Source organism: Streptomyces sp. NPDC001339 (assembly GCF_042895955.1).
GTDB lineage: Bacteria > Actinomycetota > Actinomycetes > Streptomycetales > Streptomycetaceae > Streptomyces.
In genome coordinates this window covers 280,435-305,053 of sequence record NZ_JBIAWT010000009.1, presented here as the reverse complement: position 1 = coordinate 305,053, position 24,619 = coordinate 280,435, and the positions used below count along the sequence as shown (strand labels likewise).

Genomic DNA, 24,619 nt, shown 5'->3' with positions numbered 1-24,619 from the left:
CCGATGCGCATCAACCGGATCCTGCTCTCCGCCCCGCTGGTGGTCGTCGCCCTCGTCCTCCAGGTCGGCGTCCTCGCCCGCCTCCAACTGCCCGGTGCCGTACCGGACCTGCTGCTGCTCGTCGTCCTCGGACTCGCACTGGTCTACGGACACGTCGCCGGCTCGCTCATCGGCTTCTTCGGCGGGCTGCTGGCCGACCTCGCCCCGCCCTCCGACCACGCCATCGGCCGCTATGCGCTGGTGCTCTGCGTCATCGGCTACATCGCGGGCCTGACCAAGCCGGACACCGGCCAGCACCGCTCGGCGACGCTCCCGCTGATGGTCGTCATCGGCGCCGCCATCGGCTCCACCCTGATGTACGCCGGGGTCGGCTCGCTCGTCGGCGACACCGCGGCCCGGCACGTCGGCGTCCTCGGACTGCTGCTCAGCGCCACCTTCTACGACCTGCTGCTGGCGCCCTTCACCGTCCCGCTGGTGATGGCCCTGGCCCGCCGGACGGAACACGAATCGGTGATCGGCGACGGCACCGGCAGCCCGAGCGGCACGGCCACCAGGGACACCGCGTACGGCTGGCTGCACACCGGCACCGGCCTCAAGTCCAGCCGTGGCGCCATGAAGTCCCTGCGCACCGGGACGCGGATCGGCAGCCAGCGCGGCGGACTGCTCGGCAAGTCGTCCCGCGACAAGGCGGGCCGCATCAAGGGGGTCAAGCGGCTGTGACCAGTCTTCCGGGAACCCGGACGTCGCGGGTGACGGTCCGGCTCGTCGCCCTCCAGATCCTCGTCTTCTCCCTGCTGCTCACCCTCGGCGGCCGGCTCTGGTACCTGCAGATCCGCAACGGTGAGGAGTACGCCAACGAGGCGCGGAGCAACCACGTCCAGCAGGTCATCGACCCTGCCACCCGCGGTGCCATCCTCGACGCGCGCGGCGTGCCGCTGGCCGACAACCAGACCCGCCTGGTCGTCTCCGCCAGCCGCACCGAGCTGCTGAAGATGAAGGACGACGGCAAGGCAGTCCTCGGCCGGCTCGCCAAGGTGCTCGGCATGTCCGAGAAGGAGATCCGCAACAAGGTACGGCTGTGCGACTCCAAGACGCCGCAGCCCTGCTGGAACGGCTCCCCGTACCAGCCGATCCCGATCACCGACGAGGCCACCACCCAGCAGGCCCTCCAGATCCGCGAACGCGCCGAGGAATTCCCCGGCATCAGCGCCGAGCCCACCGCCGTCCGCCGCTACCCGTCCCCGGTCGACGCCAACACCGCCCAGGTCCTCGGCTACCTCTCGCCGGTCACTGACGAGGAGATCCAGAAGGCCAAGAACAGCAACTCGCCGTTTCTGCGCTCCGACCAGATCGGCCGGTCCGGGCTGGAGCGGATGTACGACAAGTACCTGCGCGGCAAGGCCGCCGTCACCCGCTACGAGGTCGACAACCTCGGCCGGGTCATCGGCCAGGCCGCGAGCGACAAGGGCCAGGCCGGAGCCAGCCTGATCACCAGCATCGACGCCCGCGTGCAGGCCATAGCGGAGAAGCAGCTCGACCAGGCCATGAAGGAAGCCCGTAAGCAGATGGACCGCAACACGGGAACCAACTACAAGGCCGACTCGGGCGCCGTCGTCGTCATGGAGGCGAAGACCGGCCGGGTGGTGGCGATGGCCTCCAACCCCAGCTACGACCCCAACGCCTGGGTCGGCGGCATCTCCGGCAAGGACTACGCCCGCCTGACCGGCAAGGCCTCCAACTACCCGCTGCTCAACCGCGCCATCCAGGGGCAGGCCGCCCCCGGCTCGATCTTCAAGGTGATCTCGACCGCGGCCTCCGTCAACGCCGGCTACGACTTCAACGGCAGCTACCCCTGCACCAGCTCGTACAGCATCGGCGGCCAGACCTTCATGAACTTCGAGGGCCAGGGCCACGGCGCCATCAACCTGGGCCGCGCGCTGGAGGTCTCCTGCGACACCGTCTTCTACCGGCTCGGGCACGAGGAGTGGAAGAAGGACGGCGGGGACAAGCCGAAGAAGGACGCCCACGACTGGTTCTACAAGACCGCCCACCAGTTCGGCCTCGGCAAGGAGACCGGCATCGACCTCCCCAACGAGGTTTCCGGCCGGGTCCCCGACCGCCGGTGGAAGAACGCCTTCTGGCGCGCCAACAAGGACGCCTGGTGCAACCAGGCCAAGGCCTGGCCCAAGAAGAAGGACTTCCAGACCAAGCTCGCCCGGGAGGGCTGCCTCGAAGGCATGAAGCTGCACGCCTACGACTCGATCAACTACGCCATCGGCCAGGGCGACACCCTCGTCACCCCGATCCAGATGGCGACCATCTACGCCGCGCTCAGCAACGGAGGCACGCTCTACAACCCGAGCGTCGGCAAGGCGATCGTCAGCCCCGACGGCAAGGACATCAAGACGATCAAGCCCGCCTCGCACGGCCGGCTGCCCGTCGCGCCCGCGACGCTCCGGCAGATGGACGCGGCACTCGCCGGCGTCGCCGAACGCGGCACCGCCGCCTGGCGCTTCCAGGGCTGGCCCCAGGACAAGATCCCGATGCACGCCAAGACCGGTACCGCCGAGGTCTACGGCAAGCAGACCACCTCGTGGTTCGCGACGTACACCAAGGACTACACGATCGTCATGACGATCTCCCAGGGCGGCACCGGCTCCGGCGCCTCCGGTCCGGCCGTCCGCAACCTCTACAACGCCCTCTACGGTGTCGACGAGGAGGGCAACATCCACCCGGACGCCGCCCTGCTCCCGAAGCCGCAGACCAGCCTCCCCAAGATCGAGAGCGACGGCACGATCGCGGCCCAGCCCATCAAGCCGTACCGCCTGCCGACGCCGTCGCCGTCACCCTCGGAGAGCCCACAGTGACCACCGGCCGCACCTCCCGGGCGTTCTCCATCCGGCGCTACACCCCCGAGCTCGGCACCTGGGGCAGGCTGACCGCGCGTGGCTCGGTGCTGCGCAGGCTGGACTGGGTACTGCTGCTGTCCTGCCTGCTGCTGTCGCTCATCGGCTCGGTACTGGTCTTCTCTGCCACCCGCAACCGCACCGAGCTCAACCACGGCGACGAGTACTACTTCTTCCTGCACCATCTGCTCAACGTCGGCATCGGACTGGCGCTCGCCGGCGGCACGATCTGGCTCGGCCATCGCACCCTGCGCGGCGCCATCCCGGTGCTCTACGTCCTGTCCCTGATCCTGTCGGTGCTGGTGCTGACCCCGCTCGGCGCCACCATCAACGGCTCGCGCTCCTGGCTGGCGATCCCCGGCGGCTTCTCCCTCCAGCCCGCCGAGTTCGCGAAGATCACCATCGCGCTCGCCATGGCGATGGTCCTGGCGTCCCGGGTCGACGCCGGCGACCGCCCGCACCCCGACCACCGGACCGTCTTCCAGGCCCTGGGCCTCGCCGCGGTCCCCATCGTGATCATCATGCTGATGCCCGACCTCGGCTCGGTCATGGTGCTCGGCGCCGTCATCCTCGGCGTCCTGCTCGCCTCCGGCGCCTCCAACCGCTGGATCCTCGGCCTGGTCGGCACCGGCGTCGTCGGCTGTGTCGCCATCTGGCAGCTCGGCCTGCTCGACGACTACCAGATCGCCCGCTTCGCGGCGTTCGCCAACCCGAGCCTCGACCCGGCCGGCGTCGGCTACAACACCAACCAGGCGCGGATCGCCATCGGCGGCGGCGGACTCACCGGTTCCGGCCTCTTCCACGGCAGCCAGACCACCGGCCAGTTCGTGCCCGAACAGCAGACCGACTTCATCTTCACCGTCGCCGGTGAGGAGTTGGGCTTCCTGGGCGCGGGCCTGATCATCCTCCTGCTCGGCGTCGTCATGTGGCGCGCCTGCCGGATCGCCCGTGAGTCCACCGAGCTGTACGGCACGATCGTGGCCGCCGGCATCATCGCCTGGTTCGCCTTCCAGTCCTTCGAGAACATCGGCATGACCCTCGGCATCATGCCCGTCACCGGTCTGCCGCTGCCGTTCGTCTCGTACGGCGGCACCTCGATGTTCGCGGTCTGGATCGCCATAGGGCTGCTCCAGTCGATCCGCGTCGGACGCCCGCTGTCCGCCTCGCGCTGATGCGCCGAGGTGCTGGTGCGTTCAGGTGCTGATGCGCCGGTGTACTGATGCGCGCGTGTACTGATGTGCTGATGTCGCGTCAGCGCCCCGTGTACAGCTCGAACCAGAGCGAGGCGGACCGTGGCACGCCCGCGTACGGTGTGACGCCCCAGTCGTCCGCGAGCCGGCTGGTGAGCAGCAGCCCGTGGTCCGCGTACGGCTGATCGGCCATCGGGGCGTACGGCCAGTGGCCCCGGACCGGAAGGCGGACCGGCGCCTCGTCGTACACGCTGATCCGCAGCCCGTGCCCCGCCGTCAGCAGCCTCAGCAGGATCTCCGCCGACCGCGGGGTCCTCAGGTGGGAGCTGGTGACCGCCTCCGAGGTCAGCAGCACCGCGGTGTCCACGAGTGGGGCGAGGTGCGTCCCGCGCAGCACCGCCCGGACGAAATCGCGGGCGGCCTTCGGGGCGGTGGGCCTGCTCGGCGCCGCCAGCAGGAACGGGCGGGCGCCCGCCGCGGCGCGGATGGCGCTCCCGGCGACGGCTGCGGTGTGGGGGTGCACGGGTCTCCCTCCCCGAAGGGCCGAGTGAGCGCCGGCGGACACGCCGCGTGACGCGCCGGCCACCCTGTGTGGACGCTCAGTGGCACACCGTAGATCACGGTCCCCGGCGCATGCCACTGCTTCTCCGTATCCCGCACTTCCTTGTCCCGCGCTTCCTTGTCCCGTACTTCCCTGTCCCGCCCTTCCCTCCCGTGGGAGAGCTCCGGCAGGCGGGTGGTCCCTGGAGGGGTGGGTGACTAGATTCGATGCATGGCGGAGACCGTGCGCGAAATCGAGCGGAAGTACGAGGCCGACGACGGCATACGGCTGCCCGACCTGGCCGGTGTCGACCGGGTCGCGACCGTGGTGGAACGGGGTGCCGAGTCCCTGGACGCCCTCTACTACGACACCCCCGACCAGCGCCTCGCGGCCGACGGCATCACCCTGCGCCGCCGCACCGGCGGCACGGACGCGGGCTGGCACCTGAAGCTGCCGGTCGCCCCCGGTGTCCGGGACGAAGTGCGGGCTCCGCTGTCAGACGCGCCGCCCCCGGAGCTGACCGCGCTCGTACGGTCCCGGGTACTGGACCAGGATCTGGCCCCGGTGGTACGGCTGCGCACCAGCCGCACGGTCCGGGAGCTGCGGGACGCCGAGGGCGTACCGCTTGCCGAGGTCGCGGAGGACGTGGTGCGGGCACGTCGGGTGGCTGAGGCGGGCGGGGGCGAAGGGCCTGATGGGGTCGAGGGGGCCGAGGGGGTCGAGGGGGCCGAAGGGCGCGAAGGGGCCGGGGAGGGAGCCGGCGAAGTGCGCTGGCGGGAGATCGAGGTGGAGCTGGTCGGCGAGGGTGCCGGAGCGGCGGGCGAGGGTGGTGGGGGCGCCGGGCTGCTGGACGAGGTCGGCCGGGCGCTGACCGCCGCCGGCGCGCGCCCCGCCTCCGCCGCGTCGAAGCTGGCGCGGGCGCTGGCCGAAACCGGCCGGGGCCGCGACCGGGAACGCACCCGAGCCGGGGAGCGCGGCGCCGGGAAAGCCAGGGCCGGGAAAGCCGGGGCCGGGAAGGCCGGGAAAGGGAAGCCCGGCGGCAAGAAGGAATCCGGCGGTATGAAGGAGCGCGGCGGTAAGGGCGGCAAGGGCGAGCCCGCCGCCGGGGATGTCGTCCTGCGCTACGTCCGCGAACAGGTCCGCGCGATCACCGCACTCGATCCCGCGGTACGCCGCGACCTCCCCGACTCCGTGCACCAGATGAGGGTCGCCACCCGCCGGCTGCGCAGCGCCTTCCGCTCGTACGCGAAGGTCCTCGACCGCGTCGTCACCGATCCGATCGGCGCCGAACTCAAGTGGCTGGCGGCCGAGTTGGGCGTGGACCGGGATCGCGAGGTGCTGACCGAGCGGCTCGAGGGCGCGCTGTCCGAGGTGCCCCGGACGCTACGGCTCGGCCCGGTCTCGGCCCGGCTGCGCATCTGGTCGCAGCGGCGCCGGGCCGGCTCACGCGGCCGGCTGCTCGCCGTCCTGGACGGCGACCGCTACCTCGCGCTCCTCAAGAGCCTGCGCGCCCTGCTGGAGGCGCCGCCGCTGCGCCCGGCAGCCGCCCGCCCGGCGCCCGGGGCGGTGGCCAAGGCCGTCCTGAAGGACTACCGGCGGCTGGCCGGCCGTATGGAGGCGGCCCTGGCGGCGCCCGCCGGGCGCGAGCGGGACGAGTTGCTGCACGGTGCCCGTAAGGCGGCCAAGCGGACGCGGTACGCGGCGGAGGCGGCCTGCCCGGTGCTGGGCCGTCCGGCGGAGAAGTTCGTCAAGGGCGCCAAGCGGGTGCAGCAGCTGCTGGGCGACCACCAGGACAGCGTGGTGGCCCGCGGCGCCCTGCGCGAGCTGGCCACCCAGGCCCGGCGGGCCGGCGAGAGCGGCTTTACCTTCGGGCTGCTGTACGGCCGTGAGGAGGCCCTGGCGGCCGACCGGGAACGCGAGCTGCCGAAGGTGTGGAAGAAGGCCTCGCGGCCCGGCCTGCTGGCCCGGCTCGGGGCGTAACCGTACGGGTGGTCGATCGTTGTATAGGTGCACGGTCGCTCCGCGGAAGCGGAGGTGATCCGCCGTGGGACGAGTGCGAAGCGCGCTGGGCCCTGTGTTCCCCGCTGCTGCGGGGTGCTTCAAGATCGCCGTGCCGAGGGGCGACTCCGAGCGGTTACGCTTGAGAGTCGCCCTTTGCCAGTCCACGAAGGTTCGAGATGTCCGAATCGGTCTTCCCGCAACTCGAGGCCCTGCTCCCGCACGTGCAGAAGCCCATCCAGTACGTCGGCGGTGAGCTGAACTCCACTGTCAAAGAGTGGGACTCCTGCGACGTCCGCTGGGCGCTCATGTACCCCGACGCCTACGAGGTCGGCCTGCCCAACCAGGGCGTCATGATCCTCTACGAGGTCCTCAACGAGCAGGAGGGCGTCCTCGCCGAGCGCACCTACAGCGTATGGCCGGACCTCGAAGCGCTGATGCGCGAGCACGGCGTCCCGCAGTTCACCGTCGACGCGCACCGCCCGGTCAGCGCGTTCGACGTCCTCGGCCTGAGCTTCTCGACCGAGCTCGGCTACACCAACATGCTGACGGCCCTCGAACTCTCCGGCATCCCCCTGGAGTCCAAGGACCGCACCGACGAGCACCCGCTGATCCTCGCCGGCGGCCACGCCGCCTTCAACCCCGAGCCGATCGCGGACTTCCTCGACTGCGCGGTGATCGGCGACGGCGAGCAGGCGGTGCTGGAGATCACCGAGATCATCCGCGCCTGGAAGGGCGAGGGCCGCCCGGGCGGCCGCGACGAGCTCCTCTTCCGCCTCGCCAGGACCGGCAGCGTCTACGTCCCCAAGTTCTACGACGTTGAGTACCTGGCCGACGGCCGGATCTCCCGCGTCGTGCCCAACCGCTCGGGCGTCCCGTGGCGGGTCTCCAAGCACACCGTCATGGACCTCGACGAGTGGCCCTACCCCAAGCAGCCGCTCGTCCCCCTGGCCGAGACCGTCCATGAGCGGATGTCGGTCGAGATCTTCCGTGGCTGCACCCGCGGCTGCCGTTTCTGCCAGGCCGGCATGATCACGCGTCCCGTACGGGAGCGAAGCATCACCGGCATCGGCGAGATGGTGGACAAGGGCCTGAAGGCGACCGGCTTCGAGGAAGTCGGCCTGCTCTCCCTCTCCTCCGCGGACCACACCGAGATCGGCGATGTCGCCAAGGGCCTCGCCGACCGGTACGAGGAGGACAAGATCGGCCTGTCCCTCCCCTCCACCCGCGTCGACGCCTTCAACATCGATCTCGCCAATGAGCTGACCCGTAACGGCCGCCGCTCGGGTCTGACCTTCGCGCCCGAGGGCGGCTCGGAGCGGATCCGCAAGGTCATCAACAAGATGGTCTCCGAAGAGGACCTGATCCGGACCGTCGCCACGGCGTACGGCAACGGCTGGCGCCAGGTGAAGCTCTACTTCATGTGCGGTCTGCCCACCGAGACCGACGAGGACGTGTTGCAGATCGGCGACATGGCGGTCAACGTCATCGCCAAGGGCCGCGAGGTGTCCAGGTCCAACGACATCCGCTGCACGGTGTCGATCGGCGGGTTCGTCCCCAAGCCGCACACACCGTTCCAGTGGGCCCCGCAGCTCTCCGCCGAGGAGACCGACGCCCGCCTGGAGAAGCTCCGCGACAAGATCCGCGGCGACAAGAAGTACGGCCGCTCGATCGGCTTCCGCTACCACGACGGCAAGCCCGGCATCGTCGAGGGCCTGCTCTCGCGCGGTGACCGCCGGATCGGCGCGGTCATCCGCGCGGTCTACGAGGACGGCGGCCGCTTCGACGGCTGGCGCGAGCACTTCTCCTACGACCGCTGGATGCGGGCCGCGGAGAAGGCGCTGCCCGAGTTCGGCGTGGACGTCGCCTGGTACACCACCCGTGAGCGGGAGTACGAGGAGGTCCTGCCCTGGGACCACCTGGACTCCGGTCTGGACAAGGACTGGCTCTGGGAGGACTGGCAGGACGCTCTCGACGAGACCGAGGTCGAGGACTGCCGCTGGACCCCGTGCTTCGACTGCGGCGTCTGCCCCCAGATGGACACCCAGATCCAGATCGGCCCGACGGGCAAGAAGCTCCTGCCGCTCTCGGTCGTCAAGTAGACGCCTCCGGTAAGGGGCCCGTGTACCCCTGCCACGTCACACGTCCCGAAGCGGCTTTCGGCCCGGTTCCGCACCCCGCGGGGCCGGGCCGGCGCGTACTCCCTCCGTACGCGGCCGCCGCCCGGCGGCGACGGTGCGGCAGCCCGCCGGGAACCGGAGGCTCCCGCGGCACGTACTGTAGGTAGCAGTACGACCGCACTCACGAAGGACTAGGACACTGGGCAAGCGACAGCCCGAAGGCCCGCCGCCCGCACCGGCGGTGCAGCGCATCCGACTGCGCTACACCAAGCGCGGCCGCCTCCGGTTCACCAGCCACCGCGACTTCCAGCGCGCTTTCGAGCGGGCGCTGCGCCGCGCCGAGGTCCCCATGGCCTACTCGGCGGGCTTCACCCCGCACCCCAAGGTGTCGTACGCCAACGCGGCCCCGACCGGTACGGGGAGTGAGGCCGAGTATCTGGAGATCCAGCTCACCGAGCGGCGTGATCCAGACATACTGCGCGAACTGCTTGACGCATCGCTGCCGGACGGACTCGATGTGATCGACTCCGTCGAGGCGCACACCAGCGGGCTGGCCGACCGGCTGCAGGCCTCGGTGTGGGAGATCCGGCTCGACGGGGTGCCGGCCGAGGCGGCCGAGGGCGCCGTGGAGGCGTTCCTCGCCGCCGAAGAAGTGCTGGTCGAGCGCCGTACGAAGAACGGTATGCGGACCTTCGACGCGCGGGCCGCAGTGGCGCGTCTGGAGGCCGCCGGTCGGGCGGGCGATAGGCCCGACGGCGATGCCTGTGCGATACTGCGGCTGGTTGTTCGGCATGTGACACCCGCCGTTCGACCCGACGACGTCCTGTCCGGCCTCCGAGCTACGGCCGACCTGGCGCCGCCGGTCCCCGCTGCGGTGACCAGGCTGGCGCAGGGGCTGCTCGATGAGGAGACCGGCGCGGTGACCGACCCGCTTACGCCCGACCGCGACGCTGCCACGGCCGCCACATCCCAGGCCGCCGGGCTGAGTGCCGCGAAGGCGCCGAGTGGGTCCTCCCCGGCAGCCGGGGAAGGCACTGCGTAGGACCGCCGTCGTCGCGTCACCGGTAAACCAGGGCCCCACCCCGGTCCGGCGGACGCACTGACCAGGAGACTTTCGCCGGTTCCCGCCCTAAGGGGCCCGGCGAGCGAGACGACAGCTCCCGTGCGGCGCCCACGCCCCGGACAGCGGGCCCGCGCTCATCACGCGGACCGTGGCCGGAATCAGGCGCGGCGCCCGGGGGCGTGACGGGAGAACCGCCCGCATGCTCGAGCCCATTGAGCCCATCGAATCCACGCCGTCCGCGGACGGTGGGATCGAGGAGAACCACTCACCCAGCGACACCCTGCCGCCGCGCCGTCGGCGTCGTGCGGCGTCCCGGCCGGCCGGTCCGCCGGTGGCCGGAGGTACCGCCGAGGTGTCCGTGATCAGCACGGACGCCGCCGCCGATCCGGCCCCGGCCGCCGATCCGGCTCCCGCCGGGGAGCCCGTTTCCGCCACGGCGGACGAGGCGGCACCTGTCGCCGCCGAGGCGGCGAAGCCCGCCCGTACCCGCCGCCGTGCGACCCGTAAGGCCACCGCCCCGGCCGGGTCCCCTCAGGCACCCGCGACGGCTGCGGAGGAGCCTGCCGAGGCCCCGGCCGCCGCCGAGGTGCCCGCTGCCGGGACGCCCGCCGAGGCGCCGCAGGCCGAGGAGGCCGCGCCGCGCCGTACCCGCCGTCGCGCCACCCGTAAGGCCACCGCGCCCGCCGGATCCCCGCAGGCCGAGGCCGTCGCGGAGCCGGCCGCCGTCGCCGGGACGCCCGCGCCGGAGGCCGAGGTGGTCGAAGAGGCCGCACCGGCCGCCGCCGAGGAGACTGCCGCGCCCGCCGCTGAGGCGGCCAAGCCGGCCCGTGCGCGCCGTCGTGCGACCCGTAAGGCGACCGCGCCCGCCGGCGCTCCCCGGGTGAGCGCTGCCGAGGAGGCCGCCGCCGCGACGGTCGAGAGCGCCGTTCCGGCTGCTCCGGCCGCCGAGGAGGCGCCCGCGCCCGCCGAGGAGGCAGCGCCTGTCGCCGCTGAGGCGGCGAAGCCCGCCCGTGGCCGCCGTCGTGCGGCCCGTAAGGCCACCGCGCCCGCCGGCTCGCCCCAGGCGGCCGAGGAGGCCGCCGTGGCCACCACTTCTGCGGCTGCGGCTGCGGAAGCCGAAGAAGCCGAAAAGGTCGAAAAGGCCGAGGAGCCGGAAGTGGCCGAGGCCGAGGCCGCGGCGCGCGGCCGCCGGACGCGCCGCCGTGCCGTGCGCCCCGCCGCGTCGGCGGCCGAGCCGGCCGCTGAGGCGCCGCGTGCCGAGGCTGCCCGCGCCGAGGAGGAGCCGGCCAAGGAGGCGCCGGCGCGCGGCCGTCGCCGGGCGCAGCGTGCGCCGACCGCCGTCTTCCAGGCGCCGGTGTTCGCCGAGCCGATGTTCCAGACCCCGGAGACCGCGGCCGCCGCGGCCGCCGCGGCCCGCCAGGAGGAGGCCGCCGCCGAGCCGTCGCCGGAGGAGCAGCCCGCCGCCGCTACCCGCCGTCGTCGCCGCCGTGGTGCGCCGGCCGAGGCCGAGCAGGCGCCCGCACCCGCGGCCGTGGCCGAGGAGCCGGAGGCCGCCGAGGCGGCCGAGCCGGAGACCGCGGAGGCCGAGGCCGGTCACGGCGAGGAGGAGGAGTTCGCCGAGCGTCCCTCCCGTCGCCGTCGCCGTGGTGGCCGTCGCCGTCGCCGTGGTGAGGCCGCCGAGGAGCTCGCCGAGGCCCCCGCGGCCGAGGACGAGGCCGCCGGCGCGGAGGCCGGGCCCGAGGCGGGCGAGGAGCGCGCCGCCGAGGAGGAGGCCGCCGAGGAGCAGCCGTCGGGTGCCGGCACCAGCAGCAGCCGTCGCCGCCGCCGTCGCCGCCGTCGCGCGGGTGAGCCCGCCGAGGCGATGGGCGAGGCGGGCACCGACGAGCCGGAGCGTACGGTCGTCAAGATCCGTGAGCCCCGGAAGAAGGAAGAGCCGTCGGACGAGGTGCAGTCGATCAAGGGGTCGACGCGTCTGGAGGCCAAGAAGCAGCGCCGCCGTGAGGGCCGTGAGCAGGGCCGCCGCCGGGTGCCGATCATCACCGAGGCGGAGTTCCTGGCCCGTCGTGAGGCCGTCGAGCGGGTGATGGTCGTCCGCCAGAGCGGCGAGCGCACCCAGATCGGCGTCCTCGAGGACAACGTGCTCGTGGAGCACTTCGTCAACAAGGAGCAGGCGACCTCGTACGTCGGCAATGTCTACCTCGGCAAGGTGCAGAACGTCCTGCCGTCGATGGAGGCCGCCTTCGTCGACATCGGCAAGGGCCGCAACGCCGTGCTGTACGCCGGCGAGGTCAACTTCGAGGCGCTGGGCATGGCCAACGGCCCGCGCCGCATCGAGACGGCCCTCAAGTCCGGCCAGTCGGTCCTCGTCCAGGTGACCAAGGACCCGATCGGCCACAAGGGCGCCCGGCTGACCAGCCAGGTCTCGCTGCCCGGCCGCTACCTGGTCTACGTGCCCGAGGGCTCGATGACCGGTATCAGCCGCAAGCTCCCGGACACCGAGCGGGCGCGGCTGAAGCAGATCCTCAAGAAGATCGTTCCCGAGGACGCGGGCGTCATCGTCCGTACGGCCGCGGAGGGTGCGAGCGAGGAGGAGCTGGCGCGCGACGTCCAGCGGCTGCAGGCGCAGTGGGAGGAGATCCAGAAGAAGGCGAAGGCCGCTTCCACGAGCTCCCCGTCGCTGCTCTACGGCGAGCCGGACATGACCGTCCGGGTCGTCCGCGACATCTTCAACGAGGACTTCTCCAAGGTCATCGTCAGTGGTGACGACGCCTGGCAGACCGTCCACGGCTATGTCGCGCACGTCGCCCCGGACCTCGTCGACCGGCTGCAGAAGTGGACCTCGGAGGTCGACGTCTTCGCGACGTACCGGATCGACGAGCAGCTGATGAAGGCGCTGGACCGCAAGGTCTGGCTGCCCAGTGGCGGCTCGCTGGTGATCGACCGGACCGAGGCGATGGTCGTGGTCGACGTCAACACCGGCAAGTTCACCGGCCAGGGCGGCAACCTGGAGGAGACGGTCACCAGGAACAACCTGGAGGCGGCCGAGGAGATCGTGCGCCAGCTGCGGCTGCGCGACCTCGGCGGCATCATCGTGATCGACTTCATCGACATGGTGCTGGAGTCCAACCGGGACCTGGTGCTGCGCCGGCTGCTGGAGTGCCTGGGCCGGGACCGTACGAAGCACCAGGTGGCCGAGGTCACCTCGCTCGGTCTGGTCCAGATGACCCGTAAGCGGGTCGGCCAGGGGCTGCTGGAGTCGTTCTCCGAGTCGTGTGTGCACTGCAACGGCCGGGGCGTCATCGTCCACATGGAGCAGCCGACGACGGTCGGCGGTGGCGGCAAGCGCAAGAAGAAGGGCAAGGCCGCGCAGGCCGAGCCGCACGTCCACGAGGTGGAGGCGGCGGCCGAGCTGCCGGACGGTGCCGGACCCGAGCTGGAGCCCGCCCCGGTGACCGAGGCCGAGCTGCAGCCCGCGGTGGCCGAGGCCGACGAGTGGTTCAGCAGCCCGGCCGAGGCCGAAGCGGCCGCCGGACGGAGCCGGGGCCGCCGCCGGGTGAGCCGGAAGGTGTCCGCTCCGGCGGGCGCCCCGAAGGCCGCCGCGGAGCCGGCCGAGATCGTGGTGCCCGTCGAGGCGGCGCCGGCTGCCGAGCCGGAGCCGGTGAAGGCCGCGGAAGCCGTGGAGCCGGCTGCCGAGGCGCCGGCCGCGGAGCCCGCACCGGCCCGTACGCGGCGCCGGGTGACCCGTAGGGCGTCCGCTCCGGCGGGCTCGCCGGATGCCGCGGAGGCCGCCGCCACGGTGGTCGTCACGGCAGCCGCGGCGGAGCCGGAGAAGGCCGCCGAGCCGGTTGCCGAGGCCGTGGAGCCCGTCACGGGCGCCGGGGCGGCCGAGGCCCCCGAGGCGGTCGAGGCGGTCGAGGCTCCCGAGGCCGTCGAGCCGGAGACCGAGCCCGCGGTCAAGAAGACCGCGAAGAAGGCCGCGGCGAAGAAGACCACGGCCAAGAAGGCGGCGGCGAAGAAGACCACCACCGCCAAGAAGACCGCGGCGAAGAAGACCACGGCCAAGAAGACGGTGGCGAAGAAGACCACCACCGCCAAGAAGGCCACGGCGAAGAAGACCACCGCGAAGAAGACGACGACGAAGAAGGCCGCGGCCAAGAAGACCGCCGCCGCCGAGCAGGCCTCGGCCCCGTCGGTGTCCGCTTCCGCGGAGGACTGAGCAGCAGGACCGTGCCCCGGGCCGTCAGTGGCCCGGGGCCGGTTTGACCCCCTGGTCAAGGCCCCGTAACCTTGACCGTCGGTGTCTGAGAACCATTGGTGGAGAACCGTTGGCGTCGAAGACCCGAAAACCCCTGAGCAAACACCTCTCGGTTCGCCGAGGGAGGCCGCTCGTCCTCTCGGATTCCACGGGTCGTCCCGAGCCCGTGAGAGCGGCTGGCATCAGAGGATCGAAACCCTAGCGAAAGAGAGTTCCGCGTGTACGCGATCGTGCGCACCGGCGGGCGCCAGCAGAAGGTTGCTGTTGGCGACGTCATCGAGGTTGACCGCATTTCCACCAGCAAGGTCGGCGACACCGTCGAGCTCTCCACGCTGCTGGTCGTCGACGGTGACGCGGTCACCAGCGACCCGTGGGTCCTCGCCGGCGTGAAGGTCCAGGCCGAGGTCGTGGACCACCACAAGGGCGACAAGATCCGGATCCAGAAGTACAAGAACAAGACCGGTTACAAGAAGCGGATCGGCCACCGCCAGCTCCACACGGCGCTGAAGATCACCGGCATCGACGCTCCGGCGAAGTAAGGGACTGAGGAGACATGGCACACAAGAAGGGCGCATCGTCCACTCGGAACGGTCGCGATTCCAACGCTCAGCGGCTCGGCGTGAAGCGCTTCGGCGGTCAGGCCGTCCTCGCCGGTGAGATCCTGGTCCGCCAGCGTGGCACCCACTTCCACCCGGGCACGGGCGTCGGCCGCGGCGGCGACGACACCCTGTTCGCCCTGCAGCCCGGCGCGGTGCAGTTCGGCACCCACCGTGGCCGCAAGGTCGTGAACATCGTTCCGGTCGCCGAGTAATTCCGGCCCGGACACGGCAGCTCGGCTGCTGACCCGGGGCCGTGGCGTCATCCGTTGATGCCGCAGGCCCGGGGGCACCACAGCACCACCCAGGGGCGGACCGCCTTTTCTCGCGAGAGCGGGAAGGCCGGTCCGCCCTTGGCGTGTTACGACAGAGACAACGAGACAACTCCGCACCACCTGCCGCGCACCCCGTCGCGTACTCCCCGTGGTGCGCCGTACGCAGATCACCCCGCTCACCTGGAGGCACCCACCATGACCACCTTCGTGGACCGCGTCGAACTGCACGTCGCCGCGGGTAACGGAGGCCACGGCTGTGCCTCCGTACACCGGGAGAAGTTCAAGCCGCTCGGCGGCCCCGACGGCGGCAACGGCGGCCGGGGCGGCGATGTGATCCTGGTGGTCGACCAGGACGTCACCACCCTGATCGACTACCACCACCACCCGCACCGCAAGGCCACCAACGGCCAGCCCGGCGCCGGTGACAATCGCGAGGGCAAGAACGGCAAGGACCTGGTCCTGCCGGTGCCGGACGGCACGGTCGTGCTCGACGGGAACGGTGAGGTCCTCGCCGACCTGGTCGGCCAGGGCACCACCTTCGTCGCCGGCCAGGGCGGCCGCGGCGGCCTCGGCAACGCGGCGCTCGCCTCCGCCCGCCGCAAGGCCCCCGGCTTCGCGCTGCTCGGCGAGCCCGGTGAGACCCGCGACATCGTCCTGGAGCTCAAGACCGTCGCGGACGTGGCGCTGGTCGGCTACCCGAGCGCCGGGAAGTCCTCCCTGATCTCGGTCCTCTCCGCCGCCAAGCCCAAGATCGCCGACTACCCGTTCACGACGCTGGTGCCGCACCTCGGCGTGGTCACGGCCGGTGCGACGGTCTTCACCATCGCGGACGTGCCGGGGCTGATCCCCGGCGCCAGCCAGGGCAAGGGCCTGGGCCTGGAGTTCCTGCGGCACGTCGAGCGCTGCGCGGTCCTCGTCCACGTCCTGGACACCGCGACCCTGGAGTCGCAGCGCGACCCGGTCACCGACCTCGACGTCATCGAGGCGGAGCTCGCCCAGTACGGCGGCCTGGAGGACCGGCCGCGGGTGGTCGTCCTGAACAAGGTCGACATCCCCGACGGCAAGGACCTCGCCGAGATGATCCGGCCCGACCTGGAGGAGCGCGGCTACCGCGTCTTCGAGGTGTCCGCGGTCGACCGCCAGGGCCTCAAGGAGCTGACGTACGCCCTGGCCGAGATCGTCGCCCAGGCCCGCGCCGCCCGGCCCGTCCAGGAGGCCACCAGGATCGTCATCCGGCCCAAGGCCGTGGACGACGCCGGCTTCACGGTGACGCGCGAGGCCGACGGGTTCTTCCGCGTACGGGGCGAGAAGCCCGAACGCTGGGTCCGCCAGACCGACTTCAACAACGACGAGGCGGTGGGCTACCTCGCCGACCGGCTCAACCGCCTCGGCGTCGAGGACGAACTCCTCAAGCAGGGCGCCCGGGCCATGGACGGGGTGGCGATCGGCCCCGAGGACAACGCCGTGGTCTTCGACTGGGAGCCGTCGATGACGTCCGGCGCGGAGATGCTCGGCCGCCGCGGCGAGGACCACCGCTTCGAGGCCCCGCGCCCGGCCGCCCAGCGCCGCCGCGACCGCGACGCGGAGCGCGACGAGGCCGCCGAGGAGTACGACGGCTTCCGGCCGTTCTGACGGGACACGACGCTCCGTTCTCACGGGCACCGGCGCTACAGCTCTGACGGGCACCGGCACTGCAGCCCGTCTGACAGGCACCGGCACCACAGCCCGTCCGACGGGCACGACGAGCGGGCCCGGGCCGCCGTGGACCACTGACTCCACAGCGGCCCGGGCCCGCTCGTCGCTCAGGACCGCCCTGCGCGGCCACAGACGGCCATGAACGGCCATGGACGGCCCCGCTGCGGCCTAGACGGCGGCCGCCGCACCCGAGGCGCCGTTGGGCTTGCGTCCGGCCGCCTCGGAGGCGTCCAGGGCCTCCCTCTCCTCCTGGGTGCGCTGCCCGGGGATGCCGGCCAGCCGCCTCTCCATCCGGACGCGCCGCTCGTCGGCCTTGGCGCACAGAGCCCGCGCGGCCTGGTTGAAGCGGACCGACGACGGCGGGTCCGACGGGCCCAGCAGGTGGTCCTTCAGCTCGGCCCGCTCCGCCGCCAGGGTGTCCTTCTCCGGATCGCGGACCGCGTCGAGCAGACCGGCGACGCCCCGGCCGTCGGGCGTGAGGATGGTCGCCGCCCGGACGGTCGGGAAGTTCACCCGGAACTCGTGCTCCGTCATCCCCGAGGTGTTGGCCACCGCGTACGGCTTCTCGCTGGTCAGGTAGTCGGAGACGACACTGGAGACATCGCTGATCAGCACGTCCGCCTGGTTGAAGCAGCTGAAGATACCGGGGCGGGCGGTGGTGATGACCAGGTGCTCCCACTCCGGGAAGGAGTTCCAGTAGGCCTCCTCCCAGGCGGCGCCCGCGTCCTCCACGGCGGCCGCGCGGCCCTCCTCGGGGGTGCCCTGGAGCCGCATCCGCTCCAGTTCGTCCGCGCTCTTACGGAACGCCGAGGTGGTCAGCGCCTCCAGCTCGTCGGTGCGGCGGGCCAGTTCGGCGGCGGCCTCGGGGCCGGGCCGCGCGCCGCCGCGCCGGGCGTTGGCCTCCGTGATCATCGCCTGGATCCGGGCGTCGGCGGCGGCCGCACGCGGGTCGACGGAGCCGGTCATCGGATGCGGCTTGTAGAGCAGCCGCACCCGCGCATCGGCCAGCAGCTCGCGGACGATGTTCTCGCCGGCCAGGATCACCGAGGTGTTGCCGGGGTTGCCGTCCCAGCCCTCCCAGGTCGGGGCGTACAGCACCGTGGTCGTCCGGGGGGCGGCCGGGGCGCCGCCGGGGCCGGGCGGCCGGACCGCCCGGATCGGGGCCAGCTGCGGGCGGCCGACCTCGACGACGTCCTTGTCCTCGACGCCGATGTCCGCGAGCTGGTAGCGCTCACGGGCCGCCGGGCCCGCCACCCACACCTCGTCGTACGCCTTGGCGTACGGGTTGCAGGAGGACAGCTTGTCGCTCTCGCCGTGGTTGGTGAAGGCGTGCTTGATGGACGGGATGCGCAGGATCTGCGAGGTCTTGCCGGAGTTCGCCGGGTGCAGCAGCACCTTGAGGGTGGAGTGCTCCAGGCGCATCAGGTGGGCGACCTTCGGGATGCAGACGATCGGTACGTCCGTGGCCTCGATCTTCTGCACCATGAAGCGCTCACGGAGCACGATGATCGGGTTGCCGTCGAGGGCGGCCAGGGTGCTCAGCCACATGTTGGCCTGGTAGGCGGAGGTGGCGCCGCCGGAGAAGTACATGCCGACCGTCGGCCGGTACGCGGCCAGCCAGTTGTCCAGCCACCGCAGCGCCTGCTGCTCATCGGCCACCCGCTTCCCCGGCAGCAGCCAGGTGCTCAGGTAGAGCGTGCCGCCGGCGGACAGGGTCAGCGAGACGGTCAGGCCGATGCCGCCCCAGTACGCGTCCGCGGTGATCGCGGTGATCATCATGCCCACCGTGGTCGGCACCGAGAAGCGCAGCAGCCGCCGGCCCGTCTGACGGGAGAGGATCCGCGGCGGGGCGTCGCACAACCGCAGCGCGGTGGCGTCGATGTTGCGGGTCACGAACGGCAGACTGCGCGACCGGCGGACCAGTACGGCGACCGCCTGGCACACGAAGTGGGTGCCGTAGAAGAGCAGCAGCGTGATGGTGAGCGGAGCCTGCTCCTCCAGCGGGTTGATGCCGTCGATGTGCAACAGGCCGACCAGTATCAGCATGTCGCGCAGCAGCTGACGGACCGTGACATCGAACCGGATCCGGCCCAGCACCGCGAGCAGGCCCGGCTGCTTGTGCTGGAGGACCAGGTCCAGGCCGAGGTTGACCACGGACGCGGCGATGAACAGGGGAATGACGGACAGCAGCGCACCGACGAGCTGGGCGATGAACGCGACCATCATCGCGAGGAGTGCCGCGAGCTGTACGGCTCGGCGGGGAACGATTCCGGCGGAAGGCACGGGGGAGGGCTCCTGGCAGCAAGAAAGGTTCTGGGGGGAAGGCCAGTGGGGGGTGGCCCGGTCCCGCGCTGCGACACCGCCGGGGCGGCGAAACGGGACCGATGGACACCCGACCGTATGACCTCGTTGGCCTTGGTGACAATCTGCTGTGGCTCTCATCGCCGCGAAATCGGGCCAATCGAACGCAACCCATGAGGCACTTTCTGCGTCTTAATAAAAATTAATTACGGCAGAAAATCGTGTGAGGCGTCGCCCGCCACGGCCCCGGATCTCCTGGATTCCCCGGCCCGGGGGCTCCGGGCGGCAGGCCTCCGCACGCCCCCGCACGCGCCCGCAGGCCGTACTGCCGTAGATTGCGCCCGTAGGGACGCGATACGGGACGACGGGACGAGCGGGGACCGACGGCGCCGGGACGCCCGTACAGGACCGGGAAACGACGCCCGTACGGTCACAGGACCGGGAAACACAGAGGTACGGACACATGGCAGGCGCTGCAGCCGCAGCAGGCGCACGGCAGGAAGTGGCGGACGCCCGCCGGATCGTGGTGAAGGTCGGCTCGTCGTCGCTGACCACGGCCGCCGGAGGTCTGGACGCGGACCGGGTGGACGCCCTGGTGGACGTGCTGGCCAAGCACCAGGACCGGGAGATCGTGCTGGTCTCCTCCGGCGCCATCGCGGCCGGACTGGCGCCCCTGGGGCTGGACCGGCGCCCCCGTGATCTGGCCCGCCAGCAGGCCGCCGCCAGCGTCGGCCAGGGGCTGCTGGTCGCCCGCTACACCGCGTCGTTCGCCCGCTACGGGCGCCGCGTCGGCCAGGTCCTGCTGACCTCCGACGACACCAGCCGCCGGGCCCACTACCGCAACGCCTACCGGACCCTCGACCAGCTCCTGGCCATGGGCGCGGTCCCGATCGTCAACGAGAACGACACGGTCGCCACCGACGAGATCCGCTTCGGCGACAACGACCGGCTGGCCGCGCTGGTCGCCCATCTCGTCCGCGCCGACCTGCTGGTCCTCCTCTCCGACGTGGACGGCCTCTACGACGGCGACCCGTCCAGGCCCGGCACCTCCCGGATAGCGGAGGTCCACGGGCCCCAGGACCTGGAGGGCGTCTCCATCGGCAGCGCGGGCAAGGCCGGCGTCGGCACCGGCGGCATGGTCACCAAGGTCGAGGCGGCCCGGATCGCGGCCGGCGCCGGCATCCCGGTCGTACTGACCTCCGCCGTGCACGCCTCGGAGGCGCTGGCCGGCGGGCCCACCGGCACGCACTTCCTGCGCACCGGCCGGCGCACCGCCGACCGGCTGCTGTGGCTCGCGCACGCCTCCACGCCGCGCGGTGCGCTCGTCCTCGACGACGGGGCGGTGCGGGCCGTCGTCGAGCGGCACTCCTCGCTGCTCCCGGCCGGCATCGCCGCCGTGGAGGGCGAGTTCTCCGCGGGCGACCCGGTGGAGCTGCGGGACGGCACCGGCCATCCGGTGGCCCGGGGGCTCGTCAACTTCGACGCCCGGGAAATCCCCCGATTGATTGGCCGTTCGACCCGGGATCTTGCCCGCGAGCTGGGTCCGGCGTACGAGCGCGAGGTCGTGCACCGCGACGATCTGGTGCTGCTGCACCACTGACGCGTACCCCTCGGGTGGGGCGTGGACCGGCTGTTCCGCGGGACCTTGCGGAAAACGCCCCCGCGAGGGCCCGCGGACTGGTCAACTTTGTTGCGGGGGCGCCGTAGGGGAGCGGCGCCCGCAGCGCGCGAGCGCACACGCCGAAGTACGACCGCACCATCGCTCCGCACCCCGCGTACGGAGGCGATGCGCATCACAGGAGGCCGCCGGTGGGACGAGGGCGCCCGGGAGCACCGCCCCGAGGGACGGCGGAACGGACACTGACCAGCGTCGGATCCGGCGCCGCGACCGGTGGGGAAGACGGCCGGACGGATACGCCGGATACGGACGACGACGGGCACACGGAGCGGCACGGGACGGCGCGGCGGGCCCCGGAGGGCGAGCGCCGGGAGACGCCCCGGATGTGGCACATCACCCTCAGCGTCTCGGGCGCGCGAGCCCCGCTGACGGAGGTACGGCGGTCGCTGGAACGGCTCGCCCACGACCACCCCTTCCTGCTGACCAGCCGTTACGCCGGCGATCACGCCGAGATCCGCTACTGGGAGGAGGCCCGGGACCTGCACGATGCCGCGGCGGTCGCGCTGCGGCTGTGGGGCGAGCACCGGTCGACGGCCAACCTGCCGCCGTGGGAGATCGTCGGCCTGGAGGTCATCGACCGGGAGACCTACCACCAGCGCGTCGCGGAGGGGTACGGCCCGCCCCCGGCCTGGCCGGTCGGCGTCCACCCGTTCTGACCCGGTCCGCCGTAAGGCGCCGCCCAGGGGCAGCGGCGGGCACCCATCCGCCCGCCCGCTATAGGCTGCGGCCATGACCAGCAGCGCAGCGCACTCCACACCCGTCCTCGACACCGCCCGCCGTGCGCGGGAGGCGGCCGCCGTCCTGGCTCCGCTGCCGCGGACGGCGCGCGATGCCGCACTGCTCGCCATCGCCGACGCCCTGGTGGAGCGGGCCGACGCGATCATCGCCGCCAACGCCGAGGACATCGCCAAGGCCCGGGAAGCCGGCACCGCCGAGTCGATCGTGGACCGGCTCACCCTCACCCGGGAGCGGATCGGGGCGATCGCCGCGGACGTCCGCCAGGTCGTGGCGCTGCCCGACCCGGTGGGCGAGGTGCTGCGCGGCTCGACCCTCCCCAACGGCCTCGACCTCCGCCAGGTCCGGGTCCCGCTCGGCGTGGTCGGCATCATCTACGAGGCCCGGCCCAATGTGACGGTGGACGCCGCGGCCCTCTGCCTGAAGTCCGGCAACGCCGTACTGCTGCGCGGCTCTTCGTCCGCGTACGCCTCCAACAGCGCCCTGGTGGACGTGCTCCGCGACGCCGTGCGGAGCGCCGGGCTGCCCGCGGACGCGGTGCAGCTGGTGCCCGGTGAGAGCCGCGACTCGGTGCGCGAACTTATGCGCGCCCGGGGCCTGGTGGACGTGCTGATCCCGCGCGGCGGCGCCTCGCTGATCCGTACGGTCGTCGAGGAGTCCACCGTCCCGGTGATCGAGACCGGCACCGGCAACTGCCACGTCTACATCGACGAGGCCGCCGACCTCGACATGGCGATCGACATCCTGATCAACTCCAAGGCCCAGCGGCCCAGCGTCTGCAACGCCGCGGAGACCGTGCTGGTGCACGCCGGGATCGCCGAGAAGTTCCTGCCGCGCGCCCTGGAGGCGCTCACCCAGGCCGGGGTCGTCGTCCACGGTGACGCGGCCTGGCAGCAGGCGGGCCCCGGGCTGGTCGCGCCGGCCACCGACGAGGACTGGGCCACCGAGTACCTCTCGTACGACATCGCGGCCGCCGTGGTGCCGGACCTGGACGCGGCGGTGGCCCACATCCGCCGCTGGACCTCGGGGCACACCGAGGCCATCGTCACCGGCTCGCAGGCCGCCGCCCGCCGTTTCACCCAATTGGTGGATTCGACCACCGTCGCGGTCAACGCCTCGACCCGGTTCACCGATGGCGGCCAGTTCGGCTTCGGCGCGGAGATCGGTATCTCGACGCAGAAGCTGCACGCCCGTGGCCCCATGGGCCTGCCGGAGCTCACGTCGACGAAGTACATCCTCACGGGCGACGGCCACACCCGCTGAGCCGCCCCGGCCCGGGCCCCGGATCCGCCGTTTTCTCTCCCGCATCTCCCTGCCCGAAGCGACCGTTCGGGGCTAACCTGGACGGGTGCCGGACGACGTGGGGGGCAGGCCGTTCCCGGACGGCGAAGAGCCCGACGAGCACCACCACAGGAGCCACGGAAGAGCGGACGAAGACTTCGCTTCCGTGGTCTTCGACGAGGAATTCGTACGGTCCGCGCAGATCCACGAGCCTTCGGCGGTCGAGCGCCTGCTGGCCGCCGCCGAGGCGCGCGCCGAGGCCGAGGCGGCCCGCTCCGGGCCCGGCTTCGGGCCCGACGGCGACGACCAGGGCGAGGCCGGCGGCCGCGGCCGCAGAGGGCGCCGCGGCCCGGGAGCGGACGGCTTCGAGGCGTACGGCGACGAGGGGTACGAGGACGACGGCGGAGCGTACGGCGACTACGGGCCGCACAGCCCGTACGGCCCGTACGGCGGCTCGTTGCGCCCCTATCGCGGCAGCACCCGCTGGCACCGGCCGGTCGCCTGGGTACTGGCCGTGGTGATGGGTATCGGGCTCGTGGCGCTCGCCTTCAGCGCCGTCTACCGGGGCGCCTCGGGGCGGAACCAGAGCCCGGCGCCGGCGCCCACCACCAGCGGGGTCGACACCCCCACCACGGGGGGCGCGGACAGCGTCCGGACGGCGCGTCCGGGCCTGCCGTCGCCGCCGTCCGAGGGATCCGGGCGCCCCTCCGCCTCCGCTGTCACCGGGCCGCAGTAACCGCCTGCCGTCCTGCCCGGGAATCGGGCGCCCGAAACGGGGCGGTCGGCTGAAGTTGCCCGCCGTCCCGGCGTTTATCCCTGCCTCCGCAGACCTACTCTTGTTGTATGGCCGGGCCTGGTGACCCTCCCGAAGGGACGCCCAACGGCGCCCCGGGAGGCGGTGAGGACGAGTACCGATCCGTCGTCTTCGACGAATCGTTCGTCCGGGCTGCCCGCCTGCAGGAATTCTCCGCGGACGAACGGCTCGGCGAGCACCACGCACCCGCCGTGAAGACCCGGCACGCATGGGCCCGGCTGGGCGGCTCCCGGCAGGCCGTCCTGCTGGTGCTGCTGATCGTTCTCGCCTTCGGCACGGCCGTCTACATGGGCATACGCCATCCGTACAAGGCCCCTGAGCCGGCCGCCACGCAGCCGCTGCGGTCCGCCGTGGTGCCGCTCGCCCCGGCCGGGGCCGTACCGGGCGGAACGCCCGACGACCTCTTCGGGCACAGCCCGGCGGCCGACTACCGGATCGGCGCCGCGGGCGTCAATCTGCCGGCCGTCGCCCGCACCGAGCACTTCTCCGACAGCCAGATCGTCTCCGCCCTGACCACCGTCAAGGACTACATCGTCCGCTCCTCGCTGGATCCCGCCACCCTCACCGGCGGATCCGTACGGCCGGTACGGCTGCTGATCGACACCGGCCAACTCGACCAGTTCGACCGGAGCCTGGCGCACCCCGACAACAACGGCCGCCATGCGGCGACCGGCTGGCTGGTCCGCTTCGACCCCCGAGAGACCCGGCTCGCGGCCCGCGACGTACGGGTCGACGGCACACTGTCCGCCTCGGAGCTGGGCCCCGACGCGCTCGACGTCACCGCCGACTACACCTTCGTCTACGCGGTACGGCCCGCCCCCGCCCCCGGCGCCCGGCAGGACGGGGCGGGGCAGCACCTCGGCAAGGCCACTCCGGGCGCCGCCTCGCTGGTCACCGTACGGCGTGAGATGCACTTCCGGATCGACCGCGACGACCTCACCGACCACCGCCTGGAGCTGCTCCGGAGCAGTCTGCAGGCCGGGCCGATGGCCTGCTCCGCACAGTCGGCCGACGCCCTGCACCCGCTGTTCGCGGGCCAGCGCGCCGGCGACGCCCGGCCCTCGGCCACCGACCCCTACGCCCGGGACCTGACCAACCCGCCGCTCTGCGGCCAACTGGCCCCTTCCGCCGAACCGAAGCCGGCCCACCCGATCCGCTAGGCGGCCGGGAC

General features: G+C 72.3%; 17 protein-coding genes. 15 read left to right on the top strand and 2 right to left on the bottom strand.

Features of this window, described 5'->3' with window-relative positions:
• Nucleotides 1–3 precede the first annotated feature (3 nt).
• From mreD to rodA, 3 genes are read left to right on the top strand one after another with little or no spacing between them, the layout of a single operon-like run.
• Nucleotides 4–720, top strand: a complete 717-nt coding sequence (gene mreD, locus ACFY12_RS26885; RefSeq protein WP_390718461.1) for a rod shape-determining protein MreD — start codon at nt 4–6, stop codon at nt 718–720.
• Nucleotides 717–2,867 (top strand): penicillin-binding protein 2, encoded by a 2,151-nt coding sequence (mrdA, locus tag ACFY12_RS26880; RefSeq protein ID WP_390718460.1) that lies wholly within the window; start codon nt 717–719, stop codon nt 2,865–2,867. The genes mreD and mrdA overlap by 4 nt, the downstream gene beginning before the upstream one ends.
• Nucleotides 2,864–4,078 (top strand): rod shape-determining protein RodA, encoded by a 1,215-nt coding sequence (rodA, locus tag ACFY12_RS26875; RefSeq protein WP_390718459.1) that lies wholly within the window; start codon nt 2,864–2,866, stop codon nt 4,076–4,078. Before mrdA ends, rodA begins: the two co-directional genes overlap by 4 nt.
• A gap of 79 nt (nt 4,079–4,157) precedes the next feature.
• Here rodA and ACFY12_RS26870 read toward each other — a convergent pair whose 3' ends face one another.
• Nucleotides 4,158–4,619: an ATP-binding protein gene (locus ACFY12_RS26870; protein ID WP_390718458.1), complete on the bottom strand. Its 462-nt coding sequence runs from the start codon at nt 4,617–4,619 to the stop codon at nt 4,158–4,160.
• A gap of 249 nt (nt 4,620–4,868) precedes the next feature.
• Between ACFY12_RS26870 and ACFY12_RS26865 the strand changes: the two genes are divergently transcribed.
• The 7 genes from ACFY12_RS26865 to obgE all read left to right on the top strand — a co-directional run bounded on the left by ACFY12_RS26865 (nt 4,869) and on the right by obgE (nt 16,576).
• The gene (locus ACFY12_RS26865; RefSeq protein ID WP_390718457.1) at nt 4,869–6,617 is read left to right on the top strand and encodes a CHAD domain-containing protein; all 1,749 of its coding nucleotides are present in this window, start codon (nt 4,869–4,871) and stop codon (nt 6,615–6,617) included.
• A gap of 197 nt (nt 6,618–6,814) precedes the next feature.
• Nucleotides 6,815–8,737: a TIGR03960 family B12-binding radical SAM protein gene (locus ACFY12_RS26860; protein ID WP_390718456.1), complete on the top strand. Its 1,923-nt coding sequence runs from the start codon at nt 6,815–6,817 to the stop codon at nt 8,735–8,737.
• A gap of 259 nt (nt 8,738–8,996) precedes the next feature.
• A complete protein-coding gene (locus ACFY12_RS26855) occupies nt 8,997–9,797 on the top strand; it encodes a TIGR03936 family radical SAM-associated protein (RefSeq protein WP_390718455.1) in 801 nt (266 codons plus the stop codon).
• Nucleotides 9,798–10,017: 220 nt separating this feature from the next.
• Nucleotides 10,018–14,034, top strand: a complete 4,017-nt coding sequence (locus ACFY12_RS26850; RefSeq protein ID WP_390718454.1) for a ribonuclease E/G — start codon at nt 10,018–10,020, stop codon at nt 14,032–14,034.
• 257 nt (nt 14,035–14,291) lie between these two features.
• Nucleotides 14,292–14,612 carry a 50S ribosomal protein L21 gene (rplU, locus tag ACFY12_RS26845; protein ID WP_018538042.1) on the top strand — a complete coding sequence of 107 codons (321 nt, stop codon included), beginning with the start codon at nt 14,292–14,294 and terminating at the stop codon, nt 14,610–14,612.
• A gap of 14 nt (nt 14,613–14,626) precedes the next feature.
• Nucleotides 14,627–14,884 carry a 50S ribosomal protein L27 gene (gene rpmA, locus ACFY12_RS26840; RefSeq protein WP_066931927.1) on the top strand — a complete coding sequence of 86 codons (258 nt, stop codon included), beginning with the start codon at nt 14,627–14,629 and terminating at the stop codon, nt 14,882–14,884.
• Nucleotides 14,885–15,139: 255 nt separating this feature from the next.
• Nucleotides 15,140–16,576, top strand: coding sequence for a GTPase ObgE (gene obgE, locus ACFY12_RS26835; RefSeq protein ID WP_390718453.1), 1,437 nt, complete (start codon nt 15,140–15,142; stop codon nt 16,574–16,576).
• A 231-nt stretch (nt 16,577–16,807) separates the two neighbouring features.
• Here the strand turns inward: obgE and ACFY12_RS26830 are convergent, their stop codons facing one another.
• Nucleotides 16,808–18,922, bottom strand: a complete 2,115-nt coding sequence (locus tag ACFY12_RS26830; RefSeq protein ID WP_390718452.1) for a hypothetical protein — start codon at nt 18,920–18,922, stop codon at nt 16,808–16,810.
• 481 nt (nt 18,923–19,403) lie between these two features.
• Here ACFY12_RS26830 and proB point away from each other — a divergent pair, with 481 nt between their 5' ends.
• From proB to ACFY12_RS26805, 5 genes are all read left to right on the top strand, one after another.
• Nucleotides 19,404–20,540 carry a glutamate 5-kinase gene (gene proB / locus ACFY12_RS26825; protein ID WP_390718451.1) on the top strand — a complete coding sequence of 379 codons (1,137 nt, stop codon included), beginning with the start codon at nt 19,404–19,406 and terminating at the stop codon, nt 20,538–20,540.
• Between the two features lie 209 nt (nt 20,541–20,749).
• Entirely contained in the window at nt 20,750–21,274 is a 525-nt protein-coding gene (locus tag ACFY12_RS26820) for a hypothetical protein (protein ID WP_390718450.1), read from the top strand.
• Between the two features lie 73 nt (nt 21,275–21,347).
• The gene (locus ACFY12_RS26815) at nt 21,348–22,616 is read left to right on the top strand and encodes a glutamate-5-semialdehyde dehydrogenase (RefSeq protein WP_390718449.1); all 1,269 of its coding nucleotides are present in this window, start codon (nt 21,348–21,350) and stop codon (nt 22,614–22,616) included.
• 85 nt (nt 22,617–22,701) lie between these two features.
• Entirely contained in the window at nt 22,702–23,370 is a 669-nt protein-coding gene (locus tag ACFY12_RS26810) for a hypothetical protein (RefSeq protein ID WP_390718448.1), read from the top strand.
• Between the two features lie 107 nt (nt 23,371–23,477).
• Nucleotides 23,478–24,608 (top strand): hypothetical protein, encoded by a 1,131-nt coding sequence (locus ACFY12_RS26805; RefSeq protein ID WP_390718447.1) that lies wholly within the window; start codon nt 23,478–23,480, stop codon nt 24,606–24,608.
• Nucleotides 24,609–24,619 lie beyond the last annotated feature (11 nt).